The following is a 26,480-nucleotide window of genomic DNA, read 5'->3' as shown; positions in this document are numbered from 1 at the left end:
CTCGCAGGAACCGCGCTATCGTTGTGGCCGGAACTCCGGTCGTCAAGGGAAAATACGCCTATTCCTCGTCACTTCCGGGCGTTGGCCGCAGCATGAAATGGCCGAAAGCGGTAGCGATCGGCTTGTTCGCATCGTCCTGCCAGGCCCGCGCCTCGAAGGCGACGATACGCCGGCCCTGTTTCACGATCGAGACATTGGCGACGGTATCGAGGGCACGTCCGGAACGCAGATAGTTGACGGTGAGTCCGATCGGCTTGGGCAGCGCCGCGATGCCGAGCTCGCGCCTCACGCCGAGGATCGCGGAGGTCTCGAGGAAGGCACCGGTCATGCCGCCATGGATCGCGGGCAGGATCGGATTGCCGATGATCTGCGGCGAGAACGGCATCGTCAGCGTGCCGTCGTCATTGACGCGAATGCCGAGGCAGCGCGCGAACGGGCTGTTGGCGAACGGGCCGTCCGGATCGTCGGGCGCCTCCAGCGTCGGGATGCTGCGCGAATCCATCCTGCGGTCCGCGAGCATGTTGGTGCGGTTGGCGCCGATCATGAAGCAGGCGGTCGCGGTTGCGACCGGATCGTCCTCGGAGTCCTGATAGGCGGTGGAGCGCACGAAGGCGATCGAGCGCGTGGTGCGGTAGCAGACCGAATGCGCCTTGATGTCGAGGCCCGGCGTTGCCGGCTTCTGATAATCGATGCGCAGATCCAGGGTTGCGATCGCGCGCGTGCCGTCGAGCGCAAGTTGCACCGCCATGCCGCAGCTCTCGTCCAGCATCGCGGTGACGACGCCGCCATGCAGCACGCCGGTCTCGGTGTCGCCGACGAAGACCGGACGATAGGGCAGGCTGGACCAGGCCTCGGCGGGGGCGAAGCGGTCGAGCTGGAGCCCGCTGATATGGCCGTAGTCGGAGCGGCGGCCCTTGATCGCCTCGGCGAGTTCTTCGAACGGCAGCGTGGTGGGTGAAGTGGACATGACGACGTTCTAGACCAGTGTCGCTCGCCGCGCAAAACCCCGAAAGGGGCTCATCAGGCAGGTCCGCAGGCAGGTCTGTCTGGGCCGGTTTGGCCTCGACATGGTGTGCCGAAGCAACGATGGTGGGCGCTTCGTCCGTCGACTAGCCCCAAGGAGTGCCCATGGCCGACCCCGAAACACCCGCCACCAATCAGGGGCCCGTGACCATTTCGAGCTCCAGCTCGGAACGGGCACCGATCATCTATTTCGACGGCGCATCCTGCTTCGGACACCACAACGGCGCGATCCAGATCGAGCTCGCCGCGAACCTGCTGATGCCGGTCGGGGCCGCCGTCAGGGTCGACGTGGTCCAGACCGCGCACTTGCGTTGCAGCGTGGCCGCAGCGCTGGCGCTGCGCGAGGCGCTCGACAAGGCGCTGGCAATGTACAGGCAGGGGCAGCAACAGCCGGCGGAGGTGATCCCGACGGTGAAGAATTGAGATCGCGGGCGATCGCTTGTGAATGCGATCGCAATCTCTCAGCCCACATGCACCTTCGGCTTCTTGCCGCCGTTCCACTTGCCGTCGAGCGCGCGCTCGATCTGGGCGGCGAGTTGCAGGAGCAGGCCGTCATTGGCCTGCTTGGCGATGGCCTGGATGCCGAGCGGCAGGCCGTGGTCTTGCTCTGCCATCGGCATCGAGATCGCCGGCATGCCGCAGAGATTGGCCAGCGGCGTAAAGGCGAAGAAGCGCCAGAGATTGCCGAACCAGTCGAGGACGTCAGGGTTGTCGGAGATGGTGAGATATTCCCTGGTGCCGACCTTCGGCGTCGGCAACGCGGTGATCGGCGTCAGGATCACGTCCCACTGCTCGAAGAACGCGCCGAAGCCACGTGACGTGGTGTTGAACACGCCTTGCATCTTCGCCCGCTCGGCGAAGCTCGTGTGCCGACCGGCTTCCCAGATCCTGATGTTCATGGGCTCGATCAGATCTTCCGGCGGCTTTTCCAGCCCGCGTGCGGCGAGCATGTTGGAGATCACCACGGCAAAATTGCTGATGTAGCAGGTGGTCTGCGCCGCGAACGCGGCGCGGAAGTCGAGTTCGGGCAGCGCGTATTCGACGTGATGGCCGAGGCCTTCGAGGAAGCGGCCGGTTTTCTCCAGCTCGGCGGCGATCTCCGGCGTTGCGGTGTAGTCGCCCCAGGTGTGCGACAGCGCGATGCGAAGCTTTGACGGGTCGCGCTTGATCATCTCGGAATAGGGCTGCGCCGTCGTCCAGAATGGCATGAACTCGCCGGGCGCAGGTCCACGGGCATGATCGACGAAGGCAGCGGTGTCGCGCACCGAGCGCGATTGACAGCCCTGGATCGAGACGAGGCCGGTGAGATCGGACATGTGCGGCGCGAGCGAGAACACGCCGCGCGATACTTTCAAACCGATATTGCCGTTGACGCCGGCGGGAATGCGGATCGAGCCGCCGCCGTCGGTCGCATGCGCGATCGGGACGACGCCGGCCGCGACCATCGCCGCGCTGCCCGCGGACGAGCCGCAGGTGGTGTAGTCGGTATTCCAGGGATTGCGCGTCACGTAGACGGCGGGATTGTCGGCCGAGCTGCACACGCCGAATTCCGGCGTCGTCGTGCGTCCGATCAGGTTGAGGCCTGCCTGACGGAATTTACCGGTGAGAAACGTATCGGCCGCGGCGCGATTGCCGCGCATCAGCAGCGAGCCCATCTCCTGCAGCCGGCCCTTCATGGTCGGTCCGAGGTCCTTCATCAGGAAGGGCAGGCCGGCGAACGGGCCGGCAAGATTGGCGCCGTCCTTGGCCGGATCGGCGATCACGTCCTCGAACAGCTCGACCACGCCCGACAGTGCCGGATTGACCTTGGCGACGCCCGCAGCCGCCTGGCGCGCCAGCTCCTTCGCCGTCAGCTCGCCCTTGCGGACGCGCGCCGCCAGTCCGACGCCATCGTGCTGCGCCCATTCGTTCCAGCTCATCGGCAAAGTCATGAAGTCCAAATCCCCGTGGGTAGCGGCGTCACCTTTTTCGCAAGGGCCCGCGTGAATCAACTGAGCCGGCGCGAAGGGCAGGGTTGCGCCGGGCGGAGAGGTCGCAGCGTCATTAAGACAGCCGTGCGATCACCGCAACCGGGCCGCCGCCCGCCGGCCCCTGATGCTCGGCACCGCCGGAGACATAGACCGCGCCGGTGCCGGCGAGGCCGGCGATCAGGCCGCCGACGGCTGCGCGGGCATGGCGCGTCGAGCTGATGTCGGTATCCTCCAGCATGGTGTGGCGGAAGCCGCGCACTCTGCCATCAGGCGAGGCCTCGGCCTTGGCGAAGATATTGACGAGCTCGCGGCCCTCGGTGGCTAGCGGCGCGACGCCAAGGCCAACGCTTTTCAGCGCCGAAACCACCGCCGGGACATCGATCGCATCGTTCATCACGGCGTGGCCGATCTCGAACTCGCTCGCTGAAGACGCCGAGTTGCCGAGCACGATGATGACGTTGTGCATCAGCTCGATCCCTGACGAGGTGGACGCAACCGACGAGAACAGATCGTAGCGCCGCAGCACGTCGTCGTCGCTGATATCGGAAGCGATCTCGCCGAGCGCGACCGCGACCCCAAGCGCGGAGGCGCCGCGCGAATAGGCCATCGAGCTGTAGGCGCTGGTCGTGGCCGTCGTGTTGCCGCGCGCGTTTGCCGCTTCGACGCGGTCGCTGGTAAGCAGCGGGCATTTGATCTGCACGAAATGGACGTCGGCGGGATCGGTGATGCTGGCATCCGCCATCGCGGCAGTCACCGCCTTGGCCGTTTCCACGATCTGTGCGGAGCGGCCGATCTCTTCGGGGAGGAAGTCCCGCGTGTGCGCCATGCCGATGCTCAAGCGCTTGCCGGACATGCCTGCCGGGCGCTCAGCCTCGCGCCGCGTGAACACCGTGATATGCGGGCTGAGGACGCCTTCGGTGCCACCCGACATCACGAAGGCGATGCGCTGCTCGACCGCCTCTGGCGAAAGGCCGAGTTCTGGCGCCAGCGCGGTGCACAACGCAGCAACGGCATATTCCCGCGTAAAATCGTTGACGCCGCCATTGCCTTCGGTCTTGCCGAGGATGGCCAAAATCGTTGTCGGGTCGATCGCGCCGGAGCCGATCATGGCCATGAGGCCGGAGACGTCGCCGGGGCCGGTGGTGGCGACCCTGAAGACGCCGACCGATGCTGTCCGCATTGCAGTCCTCGTGTGGAGTTCGGTGGTCCGGCGGATGAACCAGCCGTGGAACGGACGCGCATGTCAAGGCACAAGCAGGGCGCAGGCACCCACGAATGTGGCGAGATCGCATCCGGTTCAACAAAAAAATCCTCTGTCGACGGTTGCGCGCCGCACCTTGATGAATCAACCTCGGTTGGTCCATAAGCGGCGTCCCGCTGCCGGTGGTTCGCCCCCGCGTCGCGTGCTTGATAGAGGGATTCTCGCGTGGCAAATATCAACCAGAAAATTGCGCAGGAGCTTGGGGTACGGGCGGAGCAGGTCGAGGCGACGGTGACGTTGCTCGACGGCGGCGCCACGGTTCCCTTCATCGCCCGCTACCGCAAGGAAGCGACCGGTGCGCTCGACGACGCGCAATTGCGCACCCTGGAGGAGCGCCTGGGCTATTTGCGCGAGCTCGAAGACCGCCGCAAGGCGATCCTCGAATCGGTCCGCGAGCAGGGCAAGCTCGATGCCGCGCTCGAAGCCTCCATTCTCGCCGCCGACAGCAAGGCGCGCCTCGAAGACATCTACCTGCCGTTCAAGCCGAAGCGCCGCACCAAGGCCGAGATCGCCAAGGAAGCCGGGCTCGAGCCGCTCGCCAATCAGCTGATGGCGGAGCCGGGCAACGATCCGAAGGTCGTGGCCGAAACCTTCATCAACGCCGAGAAGGGCGTGGCCGATGCCGCTGCCGCGCTCGATGGCGCCCGCGCCATCCTGGTCGAGCGCTTCGACGAGGACGCCGACCTGATCGGTGCTTTGCGCGAGGAGGTGTGGACCAACGCGCGCATGGCCTCCAAGGTGCGCGACGGCAAGAAGACCGAGGGCGAGAAGTTCGCCGATTATTTCGAGTTCTCCGAGCCGCTGACGAAGCTCCCGTCGCACCGCATCCTCGCGATGTTCCGCGGCGAGAAGGAAGAGGTCCTCGATCTCCAGATCCAGGCCGAAGCCGAAGCGTCGCCGCCGGGCGTGCCGAGCGCTTATGAATTGAAGATCATGAAGCGGTTCGGCATCGCCGACCTCAAGCGCGCCGGCGACCGCTGGCTGATCGACACCGTGCGCTGGGCCTGGCGCACCAAGATCCAGGTGCATCTCAACATCGACCTGCGCATGCGGCTGTGGAACGCCGCCGAGACCGAGGCCGTGCGCGTGTTCGCCTCCAATTTGCGCGACCTGCTGCTCGCGGCACCCGCCGGCACCCGCGTCACCATGGGGCTCGATCCCGGCTACCGCACCGGCGTCAAGGTCGCCGTCACCGACGCGACCGGCAAGGTGGTCGATACCGCCGTGATCTATCCGCACGAGCCGCAGCGGCAGTGGAACGAGGCGCTTGCGATCATCGGCAAGCTTGCGCTGAAGCATCGCGTCGAGCTGATCGCGATCGGCAACGGCACCGCCTCGCGCGAGACCGACAAGCTCGCAGGCGATCTCGTCAAGGGCCTGGCCGAGCTGAAGATGACCAAGATCGTGGTGTCGGAAGCCGGCGCGTCGGTCTATTCGGCCTCGGCCTTCGCCTCGGAGGAGTTGCCGGGTCTCGACGTCACCCTGCGCGGCGCGGTCTCGATCGCGCGGCGGCTCCAGGATCCGCTCGCCGAGCTCGTCAAGATCGAGCCCAAGGCAATCGGCGTCGGCCAGTATCAGCACGACCTCGGCCAGGCCAAGCTCGCCAAATCGCTCGATGCCGTGGTCGAAGACTGCGTGAACGCGGTCGGCGTCGACGTCAACACCGCCTCGGCGCCGCTGCTGGCCCGCGTGTCGGGCGTCGGCTCCGGCCTTGCCTCGAGCATCGTGGCACACCGCGACGCCAACGGCCCGTTCAAGTCGCGCAAGGCGCTCAAGGACGTGCCGCGGCTCGGGCCGAAGGCGTTCGAGCAGTGTGCCGGCTTCCTGCGCATCCTCGGCGGCGAAGATCCGCTCGACGCCTCCGGCGTGCATCCGGAAGCCTATCCCGTTGTGCGCCGGATTCTCAGCGCCACCAAGAGCGACATCAAGGCGCTGATCGGCAGCAGCGAGATCGTCCGCACATTGAAGCCGAAGGATTTCGTCGACGAGACCTTTGGTCTGCCGACCGTCACCGACATCCTGCGCGAGCTCGAGAAGCCCGGCCGCGACCCGCGTCCGGCGTTCAAGGCCGCGGTGTTCAAGGAGGGCGTCGAGGAGATCAAGCATCTCCAGAAAGGCATGATCCTCGAGGGGACCGTGACCAACGTTGCCGCCTTCGGCGCCTTCGTCGATATCGGCGTGCATCAGGACGGCCTGGTTCACATCTCGGCGATGTCCAGGAACTACATCAAGGATCCGCGCGAGGTGGTGAAGCCCGGCGACATCGTCAAGGTGAAAGTGCTGGACTTCGAAGTCGCCCGCAAGCGCATCTCGCTGACATTGCGCCTCGACGACGAGGTCGGCGCCAAGAAGGATGCGCCCGGCATGCAGCGGGACAACAGCTCGCGAAACCCCGCGCGCATGACGTCGTCGGCCCCGCGCAACCAGGAATCCTCCGGCGGCGGTGCCCTCGCGGAGGCCATGCGCCGGGCGGCCGAGAAGAACGGCGGCAAGCGGGCGTGATACTTTAACCTCTCCCCGCTCTTGCGGGGAGAGGTCGGATCGCGCTAGCGATCCGGGTGAGGCAAGGCATGCGGCTGACCAGATCAAAGGTCTCTCCGGCTCGTAACTTGACGGTGCACGGGACAAGCGTTGCGATCACTTTTTAGATCGCCTCGGCGGGACGCAGCCTCTCACCCCACCCTCTCCCCGTCAGAACGGGGTGAGGGAGCGAAAGAGCGTTCGTCCCTAACACCTGCGTCAGAATCTGGCGCGTTTGTAAGTTGAAGGTGCCTGTCCCTTCCTCTCATCTGATCCTCCTCGCGCGGCAGAAAGATCGCCGCGCAGCACGGAGGATGCTTCGATGGACAACAGGCTTCTCAAAGGCGTCACTGCGGTGACGCTCGCCGCAATGATGGCGCTCGCTTCACCTGTGCTTGCCCGTGGCGGCGGCGGCGGTGGCGGTGGCGGAGGCCACGGCGGTGGCGGCTTCGGCGGTGGCGGACATGGCGGCTTTGGCGGTGGTGGACACTTCGGTGGCGGCGGAATGCATGCGGGTGGCTTCGGCGGCGGTATGCACGTCGGCGGTATGGGTGGCGGCGGCATGCGATTTGGCGGCATCGGCGGTGCTCGTTTCGGTGGCGCCCGCTTCGTCGGCTCGCCAATGAATGCCCGCGCCGCCATCGGGCCGCGCTTTGCCGGTGCACCATTAGCGACCCGCGCCGCTTTCGGCCCGCGGTTTGCTGGCCCGGGCTGGCACGGCAGGCCGTTCATTGGCCGCCATGCCTTCTTCCACCGTCACCGCTTCAACCGGTTCGCTTTCGTCGGCGCGCCGTTCTTCTATGCCAACTATGCCAACTATTACGACGATGGTTGCTGGCGCAGGAGCTTGACGCCCTATGGATGGCAATGGGTCAATGTGTGCGGAGACTATTGGTAGTCGCATCGCGGTACCGCACCATTGTCGCGATCGCCACCGGGCGGTTCCGCTCAGCCCCGGAACGGGATAGTCTGGTGGCGATCGTCGCGCGGAGTTTTGCATGACCGGAGGTCACCGCCGCATTCTGGTCGTCGAGGACGATCCGGAAACCGCAGGCCAGCTCGTCGAGGAGCTCACCACCTCGGGCTACGACGTCGATCTTGCCGCGACGGGTCGTGAAGCCCTGAGCCACGGCGTCGCCCGCGACTATGCCGTGATCACCATCGACCGCATGCTGCCCGACATCGATGGCATCGCCGTGATGCGCCAGTTGCGCGACGACGGCATCGCCGCACCCTTCCTGATCATCTCCGCGCTCGGCGAGGTCGACGACCGCGTGCGCGGTTTGCGCGCCGGCGGCGATGACTATCTCGTCAAGCCGTTCTCCTTCGTCGAGCTGCTGGCGCGCCTCGAGGCGCTCGGCCGCCGCAGCGAGACCGTCGCCAAGGAAACCATCCTGCGGGTCGGCGATCTCGCCATCGACCTGATCGCGCGCAACGCCAGCCGGCGCGGCCGGAAAATTCCGCTGCTGCCGCGCGAGTTCCAGCTGCTCGAATATCTCGTCCGCAACGAAGGCCGCGTCGTCTCCCGGGCGATGCTGCTCCAGCATGTCTGGGATCTGCACTTCGATCCCTCCACCAACATCATCGACGTCTATGTCGGGCGGGTCCGCCGCAAGGTCGACGATGCCCAGGCCTATCCGCTGATCCATACGATCCGCGGCATCGGATATTGCATCCGTGCTCCTGGCTAAGACGCTCCGCTCCTCCACCTTCCGTCTGGCACTGATCGCGATCGCGGCGTTCGGCCTGATCGTCGCGGCGATCATGGCCTATGTCTATTTCGGCACGATCGCCTATGTGCAGGGCCGGGTCGGCGACGCCGGCGATCACAGCGGCTTCACCGCGATGATCGAGCTCGCGATGGTCGCCGTCGCCGTGCTGCTGGCCGTGCTGGCCGGGGTCGCGGCCGTGCTGGTGACGCGGCGCACGGTCGGACGGATCGAGGAGATCAATGCGACCAGTCGCGCCATCATGCTGTCGGGGCTCGACCGGCGCATTCCCTTGCGCGGCAGTCACGACGAGTGGGACCGCGTCGCCGAAAATCTCAACCAGATGCTCGACCGCATCGAGACGCTGATGGGCGAGGTCAAGCAGGTCAGCGACAACGTCGCCCACGATCTGCGCACGCCGCTGACACGCATGCGCGGCCGGCTGGAAAAGGCCTATCACACCCCGCGCAATGGCGAGGCCGATGCGACGCTGATTGGCGATACCATCGCCGATCTCGACGCCGTGCTCGGCATGTTCGCTTCCATCACCCGGATCTCGGAGATCGAGACCCGCGCCCGCCGGAGCGCGTTTCGCACGCTGAGCCTCACCGAGATTGCCGGCGAGGTCGTCGAGCTCTACGACGCCGCGGCCGAGCAGGTCGCGACCCGCCTCAGCCTTGACGGCGACCGCGAGGTTGCGATTACGGGGGACCGCGACCTGCTGTTCGACGCCATCGCCAATCTCGTCGACAACGCGATCAAGCACGGCCGCGCGGGCGGGCAGGTCACCGTGACCTGTCGCAGTGCCGGCGGCGGAGCGGTGATCGCGATCGCCGACGATGGTCCGGGCATTCCCACCGAAGAGCGCGATCACGTGTTCAAGCGCTTCTACCGGCTCGAACAGAGTCGTTACACGCCGGGCAACGGTCTGGGCTTGAGCCTGGTCGCGGCCGTTGCCGGTCTCCATGGCGCCGAGATTGCACTGCACGACAATGCGCCGGGCCTCACGGTCCGGCTCAGCTTCCCGGCGACACCAGCGCGATAGGAGCTGACGGCGTCATAGCTCGATCACGCCGCGGCGTGCCGCATGCGCGACCGCGTCGGTGCGGCCGGTGGCATCCAGCTTATCGAGCAGCGAACCGACGTGGAATTTGACCGTGTGCACGGAAATGCCGAGCTGGCGCGCGATCAGCTTGTTGGACGCGCCTTCCGCCATCAGCGCCAGGACATCGAGCTCGCGCTGCGTCAGCGCGATGTCGTCCGGCATGCTGCGCGGATCGCGGGCCATGACCGTCGCCGTGGCGGCCTCGCCGGGCGCGGCGAGCCGAAGCCCGGCGATGTTGCCGAGCAAGACCGCCAGGCGATCGGCGAGGGCGGGATCGTCGATCTCCAGGGCGAGCACGATCTCGGGCGCGTTGTCCTCGCTCACGCCTCCGGCCTCTCGCCGATCGTGACCTTGAAGCTGACTGGCTCGCCGCCGCGGCGCACCGCGACATCGACCACCGTGCCGACGCTCGCAGGTCCCAGCGTCCGCGACAGCGCACGCACGCCGGAGAGCTTCTGGCCGTTGACCGCCACGATGACGTCGCCCTGGCGGATGCCGGCCGCAGCCGAAGGACCGGCCTTGTCGACATTCATCACCATCGCACCGATGCCATCGTCGAGCCGCACCGGCTGGAGCCCGAGGCCGAGATATCCGCGGGCGATGCGACCGCGCGCCTCGAGCTGTGCCGCGACCCGCTCGATTGTCGCCGTCGGGATCACCAGGACCCGCCGCGGCCCGAGCACGGCCATGCCGAAGGCGTCGCCTGTTGCGTCGAGTGCGAGCCCGCCTTGCTGCGCGAAGCGCAGGCGCACGTCGAGCTCGATACGCGCATCGATGTCGCCGCCGCGCAAGGAGCGCCAGCTCTTGCCGGACAGTGATACCATGCCGAGCGCCGCGCTCGGCGCATCGCGATCGGTGGCGACGACGACCGACAGCGTGCCGAGGGGCGGAACGGTCGCGGCCAGCTTGACCGGCGCAAGACTGGCATCGGTGCGCAACAGCGCGATGTCGGTCGTATGGTCGCGGCCGACGATTGTGGCGGCAGCATTGCTGCCGTCGGGGAGGCTGATCTGGATATCGCCCTCGTCGGCCAGCGCTTCGTCGGCAGTGACGATCAAGCCGGGTTTCCAGACGAAGCCGGTGGCGCGGGAGCGATGCGAATGCACGGCGACGACGGACGGCGCGGTGCGCGCCACGACATCCGCGAGCGCGGACGAAAGGGACGACAGAGGAGTGGGGTCGGTCATGGAAGGCTCCTGTAGATTATCCTCAATCTGGGATGTCGCGGGCGATTGCGAAACTGGCCGGGTGGCCAGGACAGACGGGGCGGACCGGCCTCCGCAGGGCCGCGGCCGACGAACATGTGATTGGGACGCCTTCACGGGAACGTGTAGCAATCCAGGAATTGCACTGTACGACCTCCAGCGTTTCCAGCGAGCCCCGACCGATGACCGTCGACCTCACCCGCCGCACCCTGCTTCAACTCGCCGGTGCGACCTCGCTCGCGATGGCGGCCGCCGCCGCCGCTCGGGCCGAGGGCATGCCGCAAGGCGGCGGGCCGACCTATGCCAGCCGCACGCCGATGCGGGTGGGCATGGTGACGCTCCGGGTCAAGAACCTCGACAAGGTCGCGGACTACTATCGCGACGTGATCGGGCTCACCGTGATGGAGCGCTCCGCGACCGCCGCGACGCTCGGCACGGCCGGCATCACGCTGCTCGTGCTGGAAGCCCGTCCCGAGGCCGCGATCGAGCCGCGCAACGCCGCGGGCCTCTACCACACCGCCTTCCTGATGCCGTCGCGCAAAGATCTCGCGCGCTGGCTGGTGCACGCCGCCTCGCATCGCGTGAAGCTGTCGGGCTTTGCCGATCATCTCGTCAGTGAATCCGTCTATCTCGACGACCCCGAAGGCAACGGCATCGAGGTCTATGCCGACCGCGATCCCTCGCAATGGCAGTGGAGCGAGGGCAGCGTGAAGATGGCGAGCGACGAGCTCAACATCCCTGACCTCTTGTCGCTGACCAACACGCGCGTGGCAGACTACGCCAAGGCGCCGGACGGTCTGCGCGTCGGCCACATGCATCTGCGTGTCGGCGATCTCGCCGAGGCCGAACGGTTCTATCACGGCACGGTCGGCCTCGATCCGACCCGCCGCCGTGGCGGCGCCGCGTTCCTGTCGTCGGGCCGCTATCACCATCACCTCGGCATGAACGTCTGGCAGAGCCAGGGGGCCGGCCAACGTGACGATCAGACGACGGGGCTTGCCTGGTTCTCGCTGGTGATGGCGAAGCAGGACATTCTCGCCGCGCAGGAGGAACGCCTGCGCAAAGGCGGTGCGCAGGTCACAGCGCTCGCCAACGGTCTGGAGGCCGTCGATCCCTGGGGCACGCGGGTGCGCCTGATCAGGGTTTGATCGCTAGCGCGGGCATTGCTATGACCGGTCAGGCGCTAGCCAATTTTCCGGGGTTCAGCCTGACATGCCCGATTTTCACGGCGTCTTTCCCTATCTCGTTTCGCCCGTCGATGCCGATGGCACGGTGCGCACCGAAGTCCTCGGCAAGCTCTGCGACGATTTGATCGGCGCAGGCGTGCACGGGCTGACGCCGCTGGGTTCGACTGGCGAGTTCGCCTATCTCAATGCCGCGCAACGCACCGCGATCGTGCAGACCACCATCGAGGCCGCGAAGGGCCGCGTGCCGGTTGTGGCCGGCGTCGCCTCCACCGCGACGGCGGACGCAGTGGCGCAGGCGAGGGCCTATCAGAGGCTCGGCGCCAACGGCATCCTGGCGATCCTGGAAGCGTACTTTCCGCTCGCCGACGCCCAGGTCGAATCCTACTTCCGCAGCATCGCGGATGCCGTCGACATCCCCGTCGTCATCTACACCAATCCGCAATTCCAGCGCTCCGACCTCACCCTCGACATCATCGCGCGCCTCGCTGAACATCCGCGCATCGGCTACATCAAGGACGCCTCGACCAATACCGGCCGGCTGCTCTCGATCATGAACCGCTGCGGCGATGCCTTGCGCGTGTTCTCGGCTTCCGCCCATATCCCGGCGGCGGTGATGCTGATCGGCGGGCTCGGCTGGATGGCGGGACCGGCCTGCATCATCCCGCGCCAGAGCGTCGCGCTCTACGACCTCTGCAAGGCCGGCCGCTGGGACGAGGCCATGGCGCTCCAGCGCAGACTGTGGCGGATCAACGAGGCTTTCGCCCGCTTCAACCTCGCCGCCTGCATCAAGGCGGGCTTGGCGATCCAGGGCTACGACGTCGGCGATCCCGTCCCGCCGCAGGCCGCGCTGACCGTGGAGGCGCGCAAGGTCGTGGAAGCGGCGTTGAGGGAGCTTTCTCCGTAGCAGTGCCTTTGGGTGGGCAAAGCGTAGCGTGCCCACCATCCCGATCATCCGTTGAGAGATGGTGGGCACGGCGCAAGCGCGCCTTTGCCCACCCTACGGAATCGCGGATTTGCGAGACGGCATGCCGAAATCGTGGATATCCCGCCCAAAACCGCGGCTGGTATGCCTCCGATCGATCCGCTAAAAGGCTGCCCGCAGTTTCGAAAAGACCCTGAGGACCCCACGGAATGAACATTCTTCCCGGCAATTTGCGTTTCGGAGCGGGCCAGCCCGTCAAGCGTTTGGAAGACCAGCGGCTGCTCACCGGGAAGGGGCAGTTCATCGACGACAAGCCGGAGGAAGGCGCGCTGTGGTTGCATGTGCTGCGCTCGCCGCATGCCCACGCGAAGATCGTCTCGATCGACACCGGCGCTGCGGCATCGATGCCGGGCGTCACCGCGATCTACACCGGCGCTGACCTCGTCAAGGACGATATCGGCACCATTCCGACCCTGAGCATCTTCAAGCGCCCCGACGGCAAGCCGATGACGGTGCCGCCGCGCCGCCTGCTCGCCCATGAGATCGTCCGCTACGCCGGCGAAGCGATTGCGGCGGTGGTGGCCGCCTCTCGTGCGGAAGCGCAAAGCGCGGCCGAAGCGATCGTGATCGAATACGACGTGCAGCCCGCGGTGGTCGATCCTGTCGAGGCGGTCAAGCCCGGCGCGCCCGTGGTATGGCCCGAGGCGCCCGACAACATCGTCGGCGCGATGAGCTATGGCGATGCCGCCAAGGCGGACGAAGCGTTTGCCAAGGCTGCGCATACGGTCGAGCTCGACATCGTCAGCCAGCGTCTGGTGCCCTCCGCGATGGAGCCGCGCTCGACCATTGCCGAGATTGACAAGAAGACCGGCCGCCTCCTCCTGCATGTGCAGTCGCAGACGCCGGCCTCGACCCGCGACGTGCTGGCGGAAGCCGTGCTCAAGCGCCCCAAGGACAGCGTCCGCGTGCTGGTCGGCGACATCGGCGGCGGCTTTGGCCAGAAGACCAACCTCTATCCCGAGGATGGCATCGTCGCCTATGCCGCAACCAAGCTGAACAGGAAGATCCGCTGGCGCGGCGACCGCACCGACGAATTCGTCGGCGGCACCCATGGCCGCGATCTCACCTCGACGGCCTCCTTCGCGCTCGACGAGAAGGGCAAGGTGCTGGCCTATCGCGTCAAGTCGATCGGCTGCACCGGCGCGTACTCCTCGGGCGCGGCGAACATCATCCCTCTGGTGCTCGGGCCGTTCGTGCAGACCGGCGTCTACGATTTGCCGCTGGTGCATTTCGAGGTGCAGTCGGTGATGACCCACACCGCGCCGGTCGGCGCCTATCGCGGCGCGGGCCGGCCTGAAGCGGTGTTCATCGTCGAGCGTCTGTTCGACGCCGCCGCGCGAAAGATCGGCATGGATCCGCGTGCGATCCGTAAGGCGAACTACATCAAGCCGACGCAGCTGCCCTACACCAACGCTGCGGGCCAGGTTTACGATTCCGGCGCCTTCGCGCACATGCTCGATCGCGCCGTGAAGCTTGCGGATTGGGACGGCTTTGCCGCGCGCAAGAAGGCGGCGAAGAAGAAGGGCCTGCTCTACGGCCGCGGGCTCACGTCCTACATCGAATGGACCGGCGGCCGCGCCCACACCGAGAAGGTCAGCCTGCATGCGACGTCGCAGGGCCGCGTCGTGCTGCATTCCGGCACCATGGCGATGGGGCAGGGGCTGCAGACCACCTATACCCAGATGATCTCCGACACGCTCGGCATTGCCATGGACAAGATCGACGTCGTCCAGGGTGACACTGATCTTGCGATGGGCTTCGGCAGCGTCGGCTCGCGCTCGCTGTTCGTCGGCGGCACGGCCGTGGCAGTTTCCTCCAACGACCTGATTCAGAAGGCGCGCGAGAAGGCGGCCAACGTGCTCGAGACCTCGGTCGAGGATATCGAATATCAGGGCGGCATGCTCACCGTGGTCGGCACCGACCGCCGCATCAGCCTGTTCGATCTCGCCGAGAAGGAGGGCGGCGCCAAGCTCAGCGTCGATTCCGAAGGTGAGGTCGATGGCCCAAGCTGGCCGAACGGCACGCATATCTGCGAGGTCGAGATCGACCCGGAGACCGGCGTGTCCAAGGTCGTGCGCTACACCACCGTCGACGACGTCGGTGTCGCCGTGAACCCGATGCTGGTCACCGGCCAGATCCATGGCGGCGTCGCGCAGGGCATTGGACAAGCGCTGTACGAGGGCGTGTCCTACGATGAGGACGGCCAGCTCCTCACCGCGAGCTACCAGGACTATTGCATCCCCCGTGCTGACGACGTTCCGCCGATCGAGGTCACGCTCGACGACTCCGCGCCCTGCCGCACCAATCCGCTCGGCGCCAAGGGCTGCGGCGAATCCGGCGCCATCGGCGGCCCGCCCTGCGTCACCAACGGCGTGATGGACGCACTCGCCGAGCTCGGCATCACCCAGCTCAACACGCCGCTGACGCCGCAGAAGATCTGGAAGGCGATCCGGGACGCGAAGGTGGCGGGTTAGCGGAAGGCGTTGTTGCGCTAGCTGCCGCCTCATACCCAACTGTCGTCCCGGGGCGCGCAACGCGCGAACCCGGGACCCATAACCACAGGACGTTGTTTGACGAAGACTCGTGGTGACCAGCTCGCGCCATAACCTCACCCCGTGGTTATGGGTCCCGGATCTGCGCTTCGCTTCGCTGCGCTTGTCCGGGACGACAGCGGAGAATGCCGCGCCAGCTCTGGCTAAATCCCCACGCCCTCAAATCCCCAGCATCATCTTCGCGATGATGTCGCGCTGGATCTCCGAGGTGCCGCCGAAGATCGTGTAGGCGCGGCCGTTGAGATATTCCGGCACCACCGTCAGCATCTCCTCAGGCGTCGCCGGCGCGTGGTTGAGCTTGTAGAGCGGGCGCATCGGCTCGACCGCGAGGGCGTCGTGGCCGATCACGTCGGCCCCCAGCCGCGTCACGGCCTGCCGGATCTCGCTGTTGCGCAGCTTCAGGATCGACGACACCGCGCCGGGATTTTGCCCGGTCTGAAGTGCGGAGAGCACGCGCAGCTCGGTCATCTCCAGCGCGTCGATGTCGATTTCGACCTCGGAGATGCGCACGGCGATATCCGGGCTGTCGATCGCGCGGCCGGTCAGGTCCGACTCGGCCAGCTCCGCGATCGCCTTCAGTCCCTCGCGCAGCTTCGCTGACGCAATGCCGGAGCCCCGCTCGAACTCGAGCAGATACTTGCCGTAGGTCCAGCCCTTGCCTTCCTCGCCGACGCGATTGGCCACGGGCACACGCACGTCGTCGAAGAACACCTGGTTGACCTCGTGGTCGCCGCCGATGGTCAGGATCGGGCGCGTGGTGATGCCCGGCGTTGTCATGTCGATGAGAATAAAACTGATGCCGTCCTGCTGCCGCGGTCCGTCGCTGGTGCGCACCAGCGCGAACATGCGGTTGGCGTGGTGGGCATGCGTGGTCCAGATTTTCGTGCCGTTGATGATGTAGTCGTCGCCGTCGCGCACCGCGCGCGTCTTCAGCGACGAGAGATCGGAGCCGGAGCCCGGCTCGGAATAGCCCTGGCACCAATAATCCTCGCCGGAGAGAATGCGCGGTAGATAAAAGTTCTTCTGCTCGGGCGAACCGAAGCCGATGATAACAGGCCCGACCATCTTCACGCCCATCACGTTGACATTGGGCACGCCGGCCCGAGCGCTTTCGGTCTCGAAAATCCAGCGCTGCGCCGGCGTCCAGTCCGGACCGCCATATTCGACCGGCCAGCCCGGTGCGCCCCAGCCCTGCCGGTGCAGCGCGCGCTGCCAGGCCATGCCGATATCAGGATCGGAGAACACCGACGGCGTCAGCGCGGTTGCGCGCTTCATCTCCTCGGTGAGATTCTTGGCGATGAAGCCGCGCACCTCGTCCTGGAAAGCGCGCTCCTCGGTGTTGAACGAGAGGTCCATGATGCGCTCCTTGTGTCAGGCCGTGCGGCCAAGCTGGGCGTGGCGGCTGTAATGGTGCGCGCTGCCGCCGAACAGCGTGTCGAAGGCGACCAGCCGCTTGAAATAGGCGCCGACCTCGAGCTCCTCGGTGACGCCCATGCCGCCATGAAGCTGGATCGACTGCTCGCCGACGAAGCGCGCGCATTTGCCGATCTTCGCTTTCGCACCGGAGGCGGCCCGCGCGCGCTCGATCGGCGGGCTGTCCACCTTCAGCGCGGCGCGCAGCGCCATCGAGCGCGCCTCGTCGACCTGCATTGCCATGTCGGCGAGGCGGTGGCGGATCACCTGGTTGGCTGAGAGCGGCCGGCCGAACTGCTTTCGGATCTTGGTGTATTCCAGCGTGGTGTCGAGCAGCGTCTGCATGAGGCCGACGGCTTCGGCACCTAACGCAGCCATGGCGCGATCGATGGCCCATTCGATCGCGGGCAGGGCGTCATGTCCGTCGCCGAGCAGGGCATCCTCCGGCAGCTCGACGCCGGACAGCTCGATATTGCAGGCCCGTCCGCCGCCGAGACGCTCGTAGTCGCTGATGGCGAGGCTCGGTGTCTTTGCCGGCACCAGGAACAGGCCGATCCGCCCCGACGGTCCCTGATGGTCGTGGACATGCGCGGATACGATGATCTCGTCGGCGGCGTGGCCCTCGAGCACCGCGATCTTGCTGCCGGCAAGACGCCAGCCTTGCGCCGTCTTGTGGGCGACGGTCGCGACTTTTGCGAGATCGAACCGCGCCGTGCGCTCGGAATGGGCAAAGGCGAGCTTCAGCGATCCATCCGCGACCTTCGGCAGCCTCGCCTGCTTCTGCGCGGTGCTGCCGCATTTGTCGATGAGCGAGGCTCCAAGCACCACCGTTGCAACATACGGTTCCGACACCAACCCGCGGCCGAAGGCTTCCATCAGAATGCCGATCTCGACCGCGCCGCCACCGAGCCCGTCAAACTCTTCCGCGATCGGCAGTGCCAGCCAACCAAGCTCGGCGAACTGCTTCCACACCGCAGGGCTGAAGCCGGACGGATCGTTCGCCATTTTGCGGCGATGATCGGCGTCGTAGCTCTCGGCCACGAAGCGTTCCGCGCTTTCGCGCAGCAGCCGTTGCTCGTCACTCAGATTGAGGTCCATGTCGTTACTCCGCGGCCGCCGGCGGCTTGCGCACGGAGGGATGCAGTCCGGATGGATCGACCACCATGCCGAACTCCTGAAGGTTATGGGCGTGACAGAGCTGATGCAGCGCAAAGGCCTGGTCGATCGCGGCGGGCTGGCCCATCACATCGACCGAGCGGTTCACGGCTTCCTTGGTCAGCTTCAGCGCGAAGGACGGCTTTGATGCGATCCGGCGCGCCAGCTCCAGCACCGACGCTGAAAGCTCCGCGCGCGGCACGACCCGGTTGACCATGCCGAGCTGATGCGCCTCCTGCGCACTCCATGCGTCGGCCGTGAACAAAAACTCCTTGGCCTTGCGCGGTCCGAGCTCCCAGGGATGCACGAACCATTCGACCCCACAGACGCCCATGGTCACCACGGGATCGCAGAACTGCGCATCGTCGCTGGCGACGATGAGGTCACAGGCCCAGGCCAGCATCAGCCCGCCGGCAATGCACTTGCCGTGCACCTCGGCAATGGTCGGCTTGGCGAGGTTGCGCCAACGCCGCGTGATCTGGAGATAGATTTCCTGTTCGCGCGCGAAGCGGCCATGCGCGTTCGCCTCCGCGAAGCCGCCCCAATTTCCGATCGGCGGAAAATCGACACCTGCGGCGTTCTTGCCGCCGGGGCGCAGATCGTGGCCCGATGAGAAATGCGGCCCGTTGCCGGCGAGGATGATCACCTTGACCGCGTCGTCCTGCACCGCCTCGTCGAAGGCGGCGTTGAGGTCGTAGGTCATCTGCAGGTTCTGCGCGTTGCGCGCCTCGGGCCGGTTCATCACGATCCGGGCAATCGCCGGCTCGGGCCTCTCCACGAGGATGGTCTCGAACGAGCTCATCGCGTTCCCCTTGGCGTTTCCGTTCTTGTTTTGCTCAAGTTGACTATGTCGGCCAGGGATAGGCAAGGGGCTTGCGTCAGTCGGTTGCTTTTCGCGCCGCCGGCACAAGATGTCTGGCACCCCGCGCGTTCAATCTGATAGTTTACGCCAGATTTCACCGGGAGGAATTTGATGCGCAAGATCCTGACCGTGCTGGCGGCTCTGGCCTCGCTGAGCCTGACCAACTGCGGCTACAACGCCATCCAGAGCGAGGACGAGCAGATCAAGGGCAACTGGTCCGAGGTCGTGAACCAGTATCAGCGCCGAGCCGATCTCGTGCCCAATCTCGTCAACTCGGTGAAGGGTTTTGCGCAGCAGGAGAAGGACGTGCTGCTCGGCGTCACCAATGCGCGCGCCAAGGTCGGCAGCATCCAGGCGACGCCTGAGGTGCTGAACGACCCCGCCGCCTTCCAGAAGTTCCAGGCCGCCCAGGGCGAGCTCTCCAGCGCGCTGTCACGTCTCTTGGTCGTCACCGAGAACTATCCGCAGCTCAAGTCCGATGCGCTGTTCAAGGATTTGATGTCGCAGCTCGAAGGCACCGAGAACCGCATCACGGTCGCGCGCAACCGCTACATCAAGGCGGTGCAGGACTATAACGTCACCATTCGCTCCTTCCCGAGCAACCTCACCGCGATGATGTTCGGCTACAAGGAGAAGCCGAATTTCGCGGTCGAGAACGAAAAGGAGATCTCGACCGCGCCGAAGGTCGATTTCAACCCGGCGCCCGCGCCGTCGAAGTAGCTGCGCGCCGTTTTGCGAATGCGCCCAGCCCCACCCACCGCCGTCATTCCCCGCGAAGGCGGGGAATCCAGTACGCCGCAGCTTCTCCGTAATCCGCCGGCGTCTCTGGAATACTGGATCGCCCGGTCAAGCCGGGCGATGACAGCGAGGTTGTGGCAAGCGATAGCCGTATTCGTACTCCTCCTCGCCTTCAATTTCCCCGCCTTGGCCGATGTCGCCGTGCCGCAACTCACAGGTCGCGTGGTCGACCAGACCGGCACGCTCTCCAGCGCCGACGTCGCCGCGCTGTCGCAAAAGCTGCGAGACTTCGAGACTCGAAAAGGCAGCCAGGTCGCCGTCCTGATCGTGCCGACCACGCAGCCGGAGACGATCGAGCAGTTTTCCATCCGCGTTGCCGACGCCTGGAAGGTCGGCCGCAAGAAGGTGGACGACGGCGCGATCCTCGTCGTCGCCAAGAACGACCGGCATTTGCGCATCGAGGTCGGCTACGGCCTCGAGGGCGCGCTCACCGACGTCACCTCGCGGCGGATCATCGACGAGATCATCACGCCGAAATTCAGGACGGGCGATTTCGGCGGCGGCATCTCGGATGGTGTCGATCGCATGATCCGCGTGATCGACGGGGAGCCGCTGCCAGTACCTTCGCCGACTGTGAATTTCGGTAATCTGGATGATATCGCGCCGCTGTTCATCGTGACGCTGTTCGCCTCGATCGGGGTCGGCGGCTTCTTCCGGGCCATGCTGGGGCGGCTGCTTGGCTCCTTGGCGACCGGCGGCATCATCGCGGCGCTGACCTGGCTCATTCTCGGGTCCTTTGCAATCGCGCTCGCGCTCGGAGCGCTGGGCTTCGTCATCGGCTTCATCGCCGATCTGTTTGCGGCGATGGCGCCAGCCACGAGATCGTCGCGCGGCGGCTCGTGGTCGAGCGGCTCTTCGGGAGGCGGCTGGAGCAGCGGATCGTCGTCCAGCGACGGCGGCAGCTTCAGCGGCGGTGGCGGCAGTTTTGGCGGCGGCGGCGCCTCGGGGAGCTGGTAGCGGTCATGAGCATGAAGCGCATTGCCAGACATCTCGTGCAGCATCATTGGCGGGCGAAGCAAATCTTCCCGCCAAAGGTGCTCGCCCGCATCGAGCAGGCGATCAAGCAGGGTGAGAGCACACATTCCGGCCAGGTCCGCTTCGTCGTCGAAGGCGCGCTCGACGGGCGACCGCTGTTCCGCAACCAGCCGGCCCGTGAGCGTGCGCTCGACGTGTTCTCTCACTTGCGCATCTGGGATACCGCGCACAACAACGGCGTCCTGATCTATCTCCTGCTCGCCGATCGCGACGTCGAGATCGTTGCCGACCGCGGCATTCACGCGAAGGTCGGTGCCGAGGGCTGGGAGAACATCTGCCGCGCGATGGAGGCCGAGTTCGCCTCCGGCCAGTTCGAGCGCGGCGTGATCGGCGGCATCGCGGCGGTGTCGCGCGAGCTGTCGCGACATTTCCCGCCGCAGGGCCCGCATGCGAACGAGCTGCCGGATGCGCCGGTCGTGATGTGACGGATAGTGATTGGGAGCCGGCGGGTGCGGCGCGCTCCGTCATTGCGAGGAGCTCTCGCGACGAAGCAATCCAGACGGCGGCTTTGGAAAGATTCTGGATTGCTTCGCTGTGCTCGCAATGACGGTGTGGAGGCACCCATTCCGCGGCCGTTCATCTTCCCCGGCTTACAATTTGTTTCACGCCCGCCACACCGGTTCCACGTTCCCGGCCCAATTCGGCCCCGGATGACTTCCTAAAATTTCGGTAAGCGGGTCCCGAAGTAAGGATTTCGCAAGCAATGAAAGTTACCAAAAGGTCAATCCAGAGTGGAGTATTCGAACTGTGAGCGAACCAATGGCTGAGCAGGCTGCCCAGGATACGAGCGTCGAAGCCGCGGTGACCGCGCCGCAGGCCGTCGAGGCTGCCGGCATCGAGGCTCCCTCGATTGCGCCCGACCATGAAGCGCCGCCCAAAGCTGATCCGGTGAAGGCTGAAGCCCCCAAGGTCGAGCCGCCCAAGGTCGAGGTGCCGAAGTTCGAAACCAGGGCCGAGACCAAGCCCGAGCCAAAGCCCGGCAAGCTCATCGTCATGGCACCGTCGGAGCGCTCCTGGGAGCGCGAAGAGTTTGCCCCGCATGTGAAGGCGGACGAGCCGCGCGAGACCGGCGGCAAGCGCCGCCTGTCGGCGATGGCCGCGGTGGTGGCGATTGCGGCCAGCGTCGGCGCCATCAGCGGCGCGCTCGCGACTGCGGGCATGATGCACTTCGCGCCCCCGGCCCCCGCGCCGGTGCAGGTCGCCGACACCAGCGCGCTGGAATCCTCGGTTGCCCGGATCGATGCCGATGTCGTCGCACTGAAGGCGAATGTCGAGCACACCTCCAAGACTGGCCTCAGCCAGTTCAACCGGTCCAATGACCGCCTCGACAAGCTCGAGAAGGCCCAGGCCGAGCCGATGGCCAAAATCGCAAAGCTGTCCGAGACCGTCGACAAGCTCCGCGCCACGCCGCCCGCGGCCCCCGCGCAGGCCGCGGCTGCCGCCGCGAAGGAGACCACCGGCTCGATCGCGCCGACCCAGGTTGCGACCGCAGCCGCTGCACCGGTTCCGGCCCCTGCCGCGCCCAAGACCGAGGTCGGCCGGTTGCCGACAATCGACGGCTGGGTTCTGCGGGACGTTGCCAATGGCGGCGCGCTGATCGAGGGCCGCGGCGGCCTCTACGAGGTCTATGCCGGTGACCCCATCCCCGGAATTGGCCGCGTCGATGCGATCCGCCGTCAGGACGGCCGCTGGGTCGTCGTCACCAGCAAGGGCCTGATCGTCGCACGCTGAGCGTTCGATCTCCGCTCTTCAAAGAGGCGCTTCACCACCATGTGAGGCGCCTTTTGACTTGAATAGGCCGGCTTACGCGGTGTTACTGAAGGCATGAGCCGCGCGTTGCGAATTCTCGTTGCTGCCGCCGTCTTGCTTGGCGGGACTGCTTCGCTTTTCGCAGCGGAGAACGCGCCGTTGACGCGCGGCACGGCGATCATCGATCCCGATCTGCTCCGCAAGCTCGACCAGAACGATTCGCTCACGATCTCGCGCCTGCTATGGCCGGAGCGGAACGCAAACGTTCCGCTGACGACCGATTTGCTGTTCTCGTCGCTGTCGCAGCTCAAGGGAATTCCACCCGCGATCGACGCGGAGTTCGACCGCTACATCATCAGGCAGAAGGCGGCGTACCCGACCGAGACCATCGGCGTCGGTGAAGGCTTTGACGTGCAGCTGTTCGATCGGGCCAATCTCAAATCGCGCGACACCCGCTTCGTGCTGGCCGGCATCGTCAGTCGCATGGACCGCGCCTATGTCTCGGAGGAGGCGTGCGGCGAGATCAGGCTGATCTATCGGCTGGTGCGTTTCGAGAGTAAGCCGGAAGGTGGCAAGACCGCAACGCGTCTGCCGATGACGTTCAATCTGGTGATGAAGGCACGCGATGCGCGCCAGACCGATGCGAGCGGCAAGCCTGTTACCTGCGCCGAGGTCGCGCGGCGCTGGCTCGACAATGGCGACTGGCAGGGGCTGATCGGCAGCGGCATCTCCCCTTCCGACGCCATGCTCGACCGCATCGAGACCAATATCCAGATCTCCATCGCGCCGAAATCGGCACTGCACGATTTCCGCTCCGACTATCTGCTCAAGGTGTTCAAGTATAACGCCGCGACGAAGACGTTCGAGGAATCGACGCTGGAGAACCAGATCGATCGCGACCGCATCCTCGCCGACGACGATCTTCGACGTGACTTCAAGGCCTGGCTGCTTGCGCCGGAAAATCTCCGCGAGTTCGATCGCGGCACGGTGCTGATCCCCGAGAAATTCCTGGCCAAGGCCGCGGTGGTGCCGACGCCGGCGGGCCTCGATGCTTCGCCGTTGCAGCCGGAGTTCGGCATGGTGCAAGGGGAGGACAGGGACAGCAACAAGGGCGAGCCCGTCTTCAACGACAACGACGTGGTCGGCGCGCTGAAGCAGGCGGCGGCGCGTGGCATCGACATGCAGAACATCCGCTCGGTCGCGGGCTTCCAGCGCCGCCTCAACGACGTCACCTGCGGCGGCTGCCACCAGACCCGCGGCATCGGCGGCTTCCATTTCCCCGGCGTCGACTGGCTGGCGGACAAGCCGTCGAACTCCACCATCGTGCCGGCCTCGCCGCACTTCTTCGGCGACCAGGTCCGCCGCCGCGACATCCTCACCGCATTCGCCGCGGGAAAACGCCCTGATTTCTCACGCGGATTTGCCAGCCGGCCGCAGACCCGCGGCAGCGGCGAGCTGGCCGGCACCGAATATCAGGATGGCTGGGGTGCCCATTGTTCCCTGCAAAATGCGGGATCGGGAGCGTCGGATAAGAGTTTTACGTCATGGAGCTGTGCTAAAGGTCTCACCTGTCAGGCTGCCGCGGCATCGAGCCGCATCGGCATGTGCTTCATCAAGACGCGTTAGCGCGTGATCCGAAACAGCGTGTAGCGGTTTTTCGAAAGGATCACGCGCCAGATAAAGCCCGCAACCGATTTGGATGACCCATGACTGAGACCAGCGACGCCGATAAGGAGCGCAATCGCGAGATCGCGCGCAATGAGGAAGCCAAGCAGGTCACCGGCAGCATCCGCGTCAGCACCTGGGCGGTCGCGGTGGTCGTCATCGTCGGCGGGATTCTGTTCACGCTGGGCTGGCTGGCACTGCGGGGTTAGTGCCAGCGCCCTCACTTCGCGTAATTCGTCATCCGCTTGCCGGGCAAGAGCTCATAGGCCGGCTTCCAGCCGGGCAGCGCGGCCATGCGGCCGAGCCAGGCGTGAATGGCAGGGTGGCTCGCCGCGAAATCAAAGCCGTGCTCGTCGCTCGGATAGTGCAGGTAGGCCATCATCGAGATATCGGCGATCGTCGGCTTCGCCCCGATCGCAAAGGCATTATGCTGGAGATGTCCGTCGAGAATGCCGAGGAAGTCCTCGAGCCGCCGGCGAAAATGCTTCAGCACCTGCGGATCGTTTTTCTCAGTGAACGCCCGCATGAAGCGATAGGTCGCCATGTAGCCGGTGAGCTTGTGGTTGTCCCAGAACAGCCAGCGCAGCAGCTCGAACTTTTCCTCCTCGGTCTCCGCGCCGAAACGGCCGTACTGCTCGGCAAGCTTGAGCAGGAGCGGTGCGGTCTGCGTCATCTTCACGCCGTCGACCTCGAGCACGGGAATCTCGCCCATCGCGTTCACGGCCTTGCGCCATTCCGCCGTGCGCGTGACGCCGCCGCCAAAATCGGTCCACACCGGCTCGAACGTCTCGCCGCAAAGCGTCAGCATCAACGCCAGCTTGTAGCTGTTGCCGGATTCCGGGAAGTAGTGCAGGCGGTAGCTGGGCATGGGACCTCGCGGCGCGGGAGCTTTGCCGATCGTTATACCGGGATGCTTCCACGCCGTCATTGCGAGCGCAGCGAAGCAATCCAGCAATGCATCCGCGATGGGATTCTGGATTGCTTCGCTGCGCTCGCAATGACGGGGGTTGCGCCAGCGACGCTTCTAGCCGACCGCCCCCGAACCCCGCAGCTGCTTGATCGCCTTCTCGTCGTATCCCGCCCCGCGCAAAATCTCGTCACTGTGCTCGCCGACGGCGGGCGGCTTGCGCGGCTGGACCTTCTTGGCGCCGTCGATCCAGATCGGGCTGGAGATGGTGAGCATGGTGTCGTTCTCGAACGGCACCAGCACCTCGTTGTCGAGCATCTGCTTGTCGTTGGGGATGTCGTCGAGAATGCCGACGATGCCGAACACGAGGCCGTTGCCGTCGAGGATCTTGCGCCATTCGGCAAGATCCCTGGTGGCGAAGGTCTCGTCAAAAATCTTGATCAGTTCGACCGAACGGGCGTGACGGTCGGCCTTGGTGGCGAAACGCGGATCGTCAATCAGGTCCTCGCGTCCCAGGCATCTGGCCAGTATCGGAAACTGCTTCTCCTCGCTCAGCAGCGACAGGATCAACCAGCGGCCGTCCTTGCACTGGTAGTGGTTGGCCACGGCGTTCAGCGCACGTTCGCGCGGCCGCCTCTCGGCGAACTTGGAGCCGCACAGTTTTGCCTGCGCCAGCGTGCCCGCGGCCCACACCCCGTTCGCCATCAGATTGGAGGCGACATGCGAGCCCTTGCCGGTCTTCTCGCGCTGATACAGCGCGGTGACGATGGCGCCATAGAACGCCATGGCGCAGGGATGGTCGCCCATGCCGGCGACCGAGCGGGCCGGCGTCGTGTGGGTGTCGGCGCGGACGAGGTCCATCAGGCCTGAACGCGCCCAATAGGCGTTGCTGTCGAAGCCGGGCTTGTTGGCCTCTTCGCCCTTTTCGCCATAGCCGGTGAAGGAGGCGTAGATCAGCCGGTCGTTGAGATGGGCGAGATGATCATAGGTGATGCCGAGCTTGGCGCGCACCGGCGGCGGCATGTTGGTGATGAAGACGTCGGCCTCTTCGACCAGCTTGTAGAGCACGGCCTGCGCCTCCGGCTTGGAGAGGTCGAGCGCGATGCTTTTCTTGTTGCGGGCCTCCAGCAGCCAGGCGAAATTGTGCTCGCTGGTCGGATAGCCCGGAATGTTGGGCAGATTGCGGTAGGGGTCGCCGGCGCCGGGCGGCTCGATCTTGATGACGTCGGCGCCGAAATCCGACAGCACGGTCGCGGCGGCGGGCGCTGCGATGAAGCTCGCGCAGTCCAGAACCTTGAGCCCTGCAAAAATGCCCTTTTCCATCGCGGCGTAGCTCCCTCGCTCTTGTTGTTTCCCGCGCGCTGGAATTGGCGCAGGTCAAG

At 65.8% G+C, this 26,480-nt stretch carries 24 protein-coding genes; 14 read left to right on the top strand and 10 right to left on the bottom strand.

The annotated features are described in order from the left end of the window. Nucleotides 1–58: 58 nt before the first annotated feature. The gene (locus tag AB7531_RS37000; RefSeq protein ID WP_063985461.1) at nucleotides 59–967 is read right to left on the bottom strand and encodes a PaaI family thioesterase; all 909 of its coding nucleotides are present in this window, start codon (nucleotides 965–967) and stop codon (nucleotides 59–61) included. A gap of 161 nt (nucleotides 968–1,128) precedes the next feature. Between AB7531_RS37000 and AB7531_RS36995 the strand changes: the two genes are divergently transcribed. Continuing rightward, nucleotides 1,129–1,446 carry a hypothetical protein gene (locus AB7531_RS36995; RefSeq protein ID WP_028151536.1) on the top strand — a complete coding sequence of 106 codons (318 nt, stop codon included), beginning with the start codon at nucleotides 1,129–1,131 and terminating at the stop codon, nucleotides 1,444–1,446. 38 nt (nucleotides 1,447–1,484) lie between these two features. On the opposite strand, the gene AB7531_RS36990 is transcribed toward AB7531_RS36995, so the two are convergent. After that, the gene (locus tag AB7531_RS36990; RefSeq protein ID WP_014492253.1) at nucleotides 1,485–2,954 is read right to left on the bottom strand and encodes an amidase; all 1,470 of its coding nucleotides are present in this window, start codon (nucleotides 2,952–2,954) and stop codon (nucleotides 1,485–1,487) included. 112 nt (nucleotides 2,955–3,066) lie between these two features. Next, nucleotides 3,067–4,173: a ring-opening amidohydrolase gene (locus AB7531_RS36985; RefSeq protein ID WP_166081270.1), complete on the bottom strand. Its 1,107-nt coding sequence runs from the start codon at nucleotides 4,171–4,173 to the stop codon at nucleotides 3,067–3,069. Between the two features lie 246 nt (nucleotides 4,174–4,419). Here AB7531_RS36985 and AB7531_RS36980 point away from each other — a divergent pair, with 246 nt between their 5' ends. The 4 genes from AB7531_RS36980 (at nucleotide 4,420) to AB7531_RS36965 (ending at nucleotide 9,528) form a co-directional block, all read left to right on the top strand. Then, nucleotides 4,420–6,756, top strand: a complete 2,337-nt coding sequence (locus tag AB7531_RS36980; protein WP_231143621.1) for a Tex family protein — start codon at nucleotides 4,420–4,422, stop codon at nucleotides 6,754–6,756. Between the two features lie 340 nt (nucleotides 6,757–7,096). After that, on the top strand, nucleotides 7,097–7,672 hold the full coding sequence (locus tag AB7531_RS36975; RefSeq protein ID WP_063985458.1) for a hypothetical protein: 576 nt from the start codon (nucleotides 7,097–7,099) through the stop codon (nucleotides 7,670–7,672). A 100-nt stretch (nucleotides 7,673–7,772) separates the two neighbouring features. After that, nucleotides 7,773–8,465 (top strand): response regulator transcription factor, encoded by a 693-nt coding sequence (locus AB7531_RS36970; RefSeq protein ID WP_063985457.1) that lies wholly within the window; start codon nucleotides 7,773–7,775, stop codon nucleotides 8,463–8,465. Continuing rightward, the gene (locus tag AB7531_RS36965; protein ID WP_063985456.1) at nucleotides 8,452–9,528 is read left to right on the top strand and encodes a sensor histidine kinase; all 1,077 of its coding nucleotides are present in this window, start codon (nucleotides 8,452–8,454) and stop codon (nucleotides 9,526–9,528) included. Before AB7531_RS36970 ends, AB7531_RS36965 begins: the two co-directional genes overlap by 14 nt. Before the next feature lie 12 nt (nucleotides 9,529–9,540). On the opposite strand, the gene AB7531_RS36960 is transcribed toward AB7531_RS36965, so the two are convergent. Together AB7531_RS36960 and AB7531_RS36955 are read right to left on the bottom strand one after the other, a co-directional pair. Next, nucleotides 9,541–9,912: a response regulator transcription factor gene (locus tag AB7531_RS36960; protein ID WP_063985455.1), complete on the bottom strand. Its 372-nt coding sequence runs from the start codon at nucleotides 9,910–9,912 to the stop codon at nucleotides 9,541–9,543. Beyond that, nucleotides 9,909–10,775 carry a S1C family serine protease gene (locus AB7531_RS36955; protein WP_063985454.1) on the bottom strand — a complete coding sequence of 289 codons (867 nt, stop codon included), beginning with the start codon at nucleotides 10,773–10,775 and terminating at the stop codon, nucleotides 9,909–9,911. Before AB7531_RS36955 ends, AB7531_RS36960 begins: the two co-directional genes overlap by 4 nt. A 200-nt stretch (nucleotides 10,776–10,975) precedes the next feature. On the opposite strand from AB7531_RS36955, the gene AB7531_RS36950 reads away from it, so the two are divergent. The 3 genes from AB7531_RS36950 to AB7531_RS36940 all read left to right on the top strand — a co-directional run bounded on the left by AB7531_RS36950 (nucleotide 10,976) and on the right by AB7531_RS36940 (nucleotide 15,436). Next, nucleotides 10,976–11,941, top strand: a complete 966-nt coding sequence (locus AB7531_RS36950) for a VOC family protein (protein WP_063985453.1) — start codon at nucleotides 10,976–10,978, stop codon at nucleotides 11,939–11,941. Between the two features lie 64 nt (nucleotides 11,942–12,005). After that, a complete protein-coding gene (locus AB7531_RS36945) occupies nucleotides 12,006–12,884 on the top strand; it encodes a dihydrodipicolinate synthase family protein (RefSeq protein ID WP_063985452.1) in 879 nt (292 codons plus the stop codon). A 227-nt stretch (nucleotides 12,885–13,111) separates the two neighbouring features. Beyond that, nucleotides 13,112–15,436 (top strand): xanthine dehydrogenase family protein molybdopterin-binding subunit, encoded by a 2,325-nt coding sequence (locus AB7531_RS36940; protein ID WP_063985451.1) that lies wholly within the window; start codon nucleotides 13,112–13,114, stop codon nucleotides 15,434–15,436. A gap of 237 nt (nucleotides 15,437–15,673) precedes the next feature. On the opposite strand, the gene AB7531_RS36935 is transcribed toward AB7531_RS36940, so the two are convergent. Genes AB7531_RS36935 through AB7531_RS36925 form a run of 3 tightly spaced genes read right to left on the bottom strand, consistent with a single transcriptional unit; the run spans nucleotide 15,674 to nucleotide 18,884 of the window. Continuing rightward, a complete protein-coding gene (locus AB7531_RS36935; protein ID WP_063985450.1) occupies nucleotides 15,674–16,870 on the bottom strand; it encodes an acyl-CoA dehydrogenase family protein in 1,197 nt (398 codons plus the stop codon). A gap of 15 nt (nucleotides 16,871–16,885) precedes the next feature. After that, nucleotides 16,886–18,025, bottom strand: a complete 1,140-nt coding sequence (locus AB7531_RS36930) for an acyl-CoA dehydrogenase family protein (protein WP_063985449.1) — start codon at nucleotides 18,023–18,025, stop codon at nucleotides 16,886–16,888. 4 nt (nucleotides 18,026–18,029) lie between these two features. Beyond that, on the bottom strand, nucleotides 18,030–18,884 hold the full coding sequence (locus tag AB7531_RS36925; RefSeq protein WP_063985448.1) for an enoyl-CoA hydratase: 855 nt from the start codon (nucleotides 18,882–18,884) through the stop codon (nucleotides 18,030–18,032). 171 nt (nucleotides 18,885–19,055) lie between these two features. On the opposite strand from AB7531_RS36925, the gene AB7531_RS36920 reads away from it, so the two are divergent. From AB7531_RS36920 to AB7531_RS36895, 6 genes are all read left to right on the top strand, one after another. After that, nucleotides 19,056–19,664, top strand: coding sequence for a LemA family protein (locus tag AB7531_RS36920; RefSeq protein ID WP_063985447.1), 609 nt, complete (start codon nucleotides 19,056–19,058; stop codon nucleotides 19,662–19,664). Nucleotides 19,665–19,802: 138 nt separating this feature from the next. Next, entirely contained in the window at nucleotides 19,803–20,699 is an 897-nt protein-coding gene (locus AB7531_RS36915; RefSeq protein WP_063985446.1) for a TPM domain-containing protein, read from the top strand. A 5-nt stretch (nucleotides 20,700–20,704) separates the two neighbouring features. Then, nucleotides 20,705–21,202: a TPM domain-containing protein gene (locus AB7531_RS36910; protein ID WP_063985445.1), complete on the top strand. Its 498-nt coding sequence runs from the start codon at nucleotides 20,705–20,707 to the stop codon at nucleotides 21,200–21,202. Nucleotides 21,203–21,536: 334 nt separating this feature from the next. Continuing rightward, nucleotides 21,537–22,508: a hypothetical protein gene (locus tag AB7531_RS36905; RefSeq protein WP_441280246.1), complete on the top strand. Its 972-nt coding sequence runs from the start codon at nucleotides 21,537–21,539 to the stop codon at nucleotides 22,506–22,508. A 93-nt stretch (nucleotides 22,509–22,601) separates the two neighbouring features. Beyond that, the gene (locus tag AB7531_RS36900) at nucleotides 22,602–24,152 is read left to right on the top strand and encodes a hypothetical protein (RefSeq protein WP_063985443.1); all 1,551 of its coding nucleotides are present in this window, start codon (nucleotides 22,602–22,604) and stop codon (nucleotides 24,150–24,152) included. Between the two features lie 80 nt (nucleotides 24,153–24,232). Next, a complete protein-coding gene (locus AB7531_RS36895) occupies nucleotides 24,233–24,400 on the top strand; it encodes a hypothetical protein (protein ID WP_014492272.1) in 168 nt (55 codons plus the stop codon). 11 nt (nucleotides 24,401–24,411) lie between these two features. On the opposite strand, the gene AB7531_RS36890 is transcribed toward AB7531_RS36895, so the two are convergent. Together AB7531_RS36890 and AB7531_RS36885 are read right to left on the bottom strand one after the other, a co-directional pair. Beyond that, complete coding sequence (locus AB7531_RS36890; RefSeq protein WP_063985442.1) at nucleotides 24,412–25,059, bottom strand: glutathione S-transferase family protein; 648 nt, start codon at nucleotides 25,057–25,059, stop codon at nucleotides 24,412–24,414. Between the two features lie 156 nt (nucleotides 25,060–25,215). Then, nucleotides 25,216–26,421 carry a CaiB/BaiF CoA transferase family protein gene (locus AB7531_RS36885; RefSeq protein ID WP_063985441.1) on the bottom strand — a complete coding sequence of 402 codons (1,206 nt, stop codon included), beginning with the start codon at nucleotides 26,419–26,421 and terminating at the stop codon, nucleotides 25,216–25,218. Nucleotides 26,422–26,480 lie beyond the last annotated feature (59 nt).

It is taken from the genome of Bradyrhizobium sp. 63_E2_N1_3 (genome assembly GCF_052076005.1).
In the GTDB taxonomy this organism is placed as follows: Bacteria; Pseudomonadota; Alphaproteobacteria; order Rhizobiales; family Xanthobacteraceae; genus Bradyrhizobium; species Bradyrhizobium barranii.
The sequence above is the reverse complement of the archived record's forward strand: the minus strand, read 5'-3'. Positions and strand labels throughout refer to the sequence as shown.

Excerpts from the sequence above, each read along its gene's own strand:
- AB7531_RS37000 (WP_063985461.1), bottom strand. The coding sequence starts at position 967 with ATGTCCACTTCACCCACCACGCTGCCGTTCGAAGAACTCGCCGAGGCG.
- AB7531_RS36995 (WP_028151536.1), top strand. The coding sequence starts at position 1,129 with ATGGCCGACCCCGAAACACCCGCCACCAATCAGGGGCCCGTGACCATT.
- AB7531_RS36990 (WP_014492253.1), bottom strand. The coding sequence starts at position 2,954 with ATGACTTTGCCGATGAGCTGGAACGAATGGGCGCAGCACGATGGCGTC.
- AB7531_RS36985 (WP_166081270.1), bottom strand. The coding sequence starts at position 4,173 with ATGCGGACAGCATCGGTCGGCGTCTTCAGGGTCGCCACCACCGGCCCC.
- AB7531_RS36975 (WP_063985458.1), top strand. The coding sequence starts at position 7,097 with ATGGACAACAGGCTTCTCAAAGGCGTCACTGCGGTGACGCTCGCCGCA.
- AB7531_RS36970 (WP_063985457.1), top strand. The coding sequence starts at position 7,773 with ATGACCGGAGGTCACCGCCGCATTCTGGTCGTCGAGGACGATCCGGAA.
- AB7531_RS36955 (WP_063985454.1), bottom strand. The coding sequence starts at position 10,775 with ATGACCGACCCCACTCCTCTGTCGTCCCTTTCGTCCGCGCTCGCGGAT.
- AB7531_RS36950 (WP_063985453.1), top strand. The coding sequence starts at position 10,976 with ATGACCGTCGACCTCACCCGCCGCACCCTGCTTCAACTCGCCGGTGCG.
- AB7531_RS36945 (WP_063985452.1), top strand. The coding sequence starts at position 12,006 with ATGCCCGATTTTCACGGCGTCTTTCCCTATCTCGTTTCGCCCGTCGAT.
- AB7531_RS36940 (WP_063985451.1), top strand. The coding sequence starts at position 13,112 with ATGAACATTCTTCCCGGCAATTTGCGTTTCGGAGCGGGCCAGCCCGTC.
- AB7531_RS36935 (WP_063985450.1), bottom strand. The coding sequence starts at position 16,870 with ATGGACCTCTCGTTCAACACCGAGGAGCGCGCTTTCCAGGACGAGGTG.
- AB7531_RS36930 (WP_063985449.1), bottom strand. The coding sequence starts at position 18,025 with ATGGACCTCAATCTGAGTGACGAGCAACGGCTGCTGCGCGAAAGCGCG.
- AB7531_RS36925 (WP_063985448.1), bottom strand. The coding sequence starts at position 18,884 with ATGAGCTCGTTCGAGACCATCCTCGTGGAGAGGCCCGAGCCGGCGATT.
- AB7531_RS36920 (WP_063985447.1), top strand. The coding sequence starts at position 19,056 with ATGCGCAAGATCCTGACCGTGCTGGCGGCTCTGGCCTCGCTGAGCCTG.
- AB7531_RS36915 (WP_063985446.1), top strand. The coding sequence starts at position 19,803 with ATGACAGCGAGGTTGTGGCAAGCGATAGCCGTATTCGTACTCCTCCTC.
- AB7531_RS36910 (WP_063985445.1), top strand. The coding sequence starts at position 20,705 with ATGAGCATGAAGCGCATTGCCAGACATCTCGTGCAGCATCATTGGCGG.
- AB7531_RS36905 (WP_441280246.1), top strand. The coding sequence starts at position 21,537 with ATGGCTGAGCAGGCTGCCCAGGATACGAGCGTCGAAGCCGCGGTGACC.
- AB7531_RS36900 (WP_063985443.1), top strand. The coding sequence starts at position 22,602 with ATGAGCCGCGCGTTGCGAATTCTCGTTGCTGCCGCCGTCTTGCTTGGC.
- AB7531_RS36895 (WP_014492272.1), top strand. The coding sequence starts at position 24,233 with ATGACTGAGACCAGCGACGCCGATAAGGAGCGCAATCGCGAGATCGCG.
- AB7531_RS36890 (WP_063985442.1), bottom strand. The coding sequence starts at position 25,059 with ATGCCCAGCTACCGCCTGCACTACTTCCCGGAATCCGGCAACAGCTAC.
- AB7531_RS36885 (WP_063985441.1), bottom strand. The coding sequence starts at position 26,421 with ATGGAAAAGGGCATTTTTGCAGGGCTCAAGGTTCTGGACTGCGCGAGC.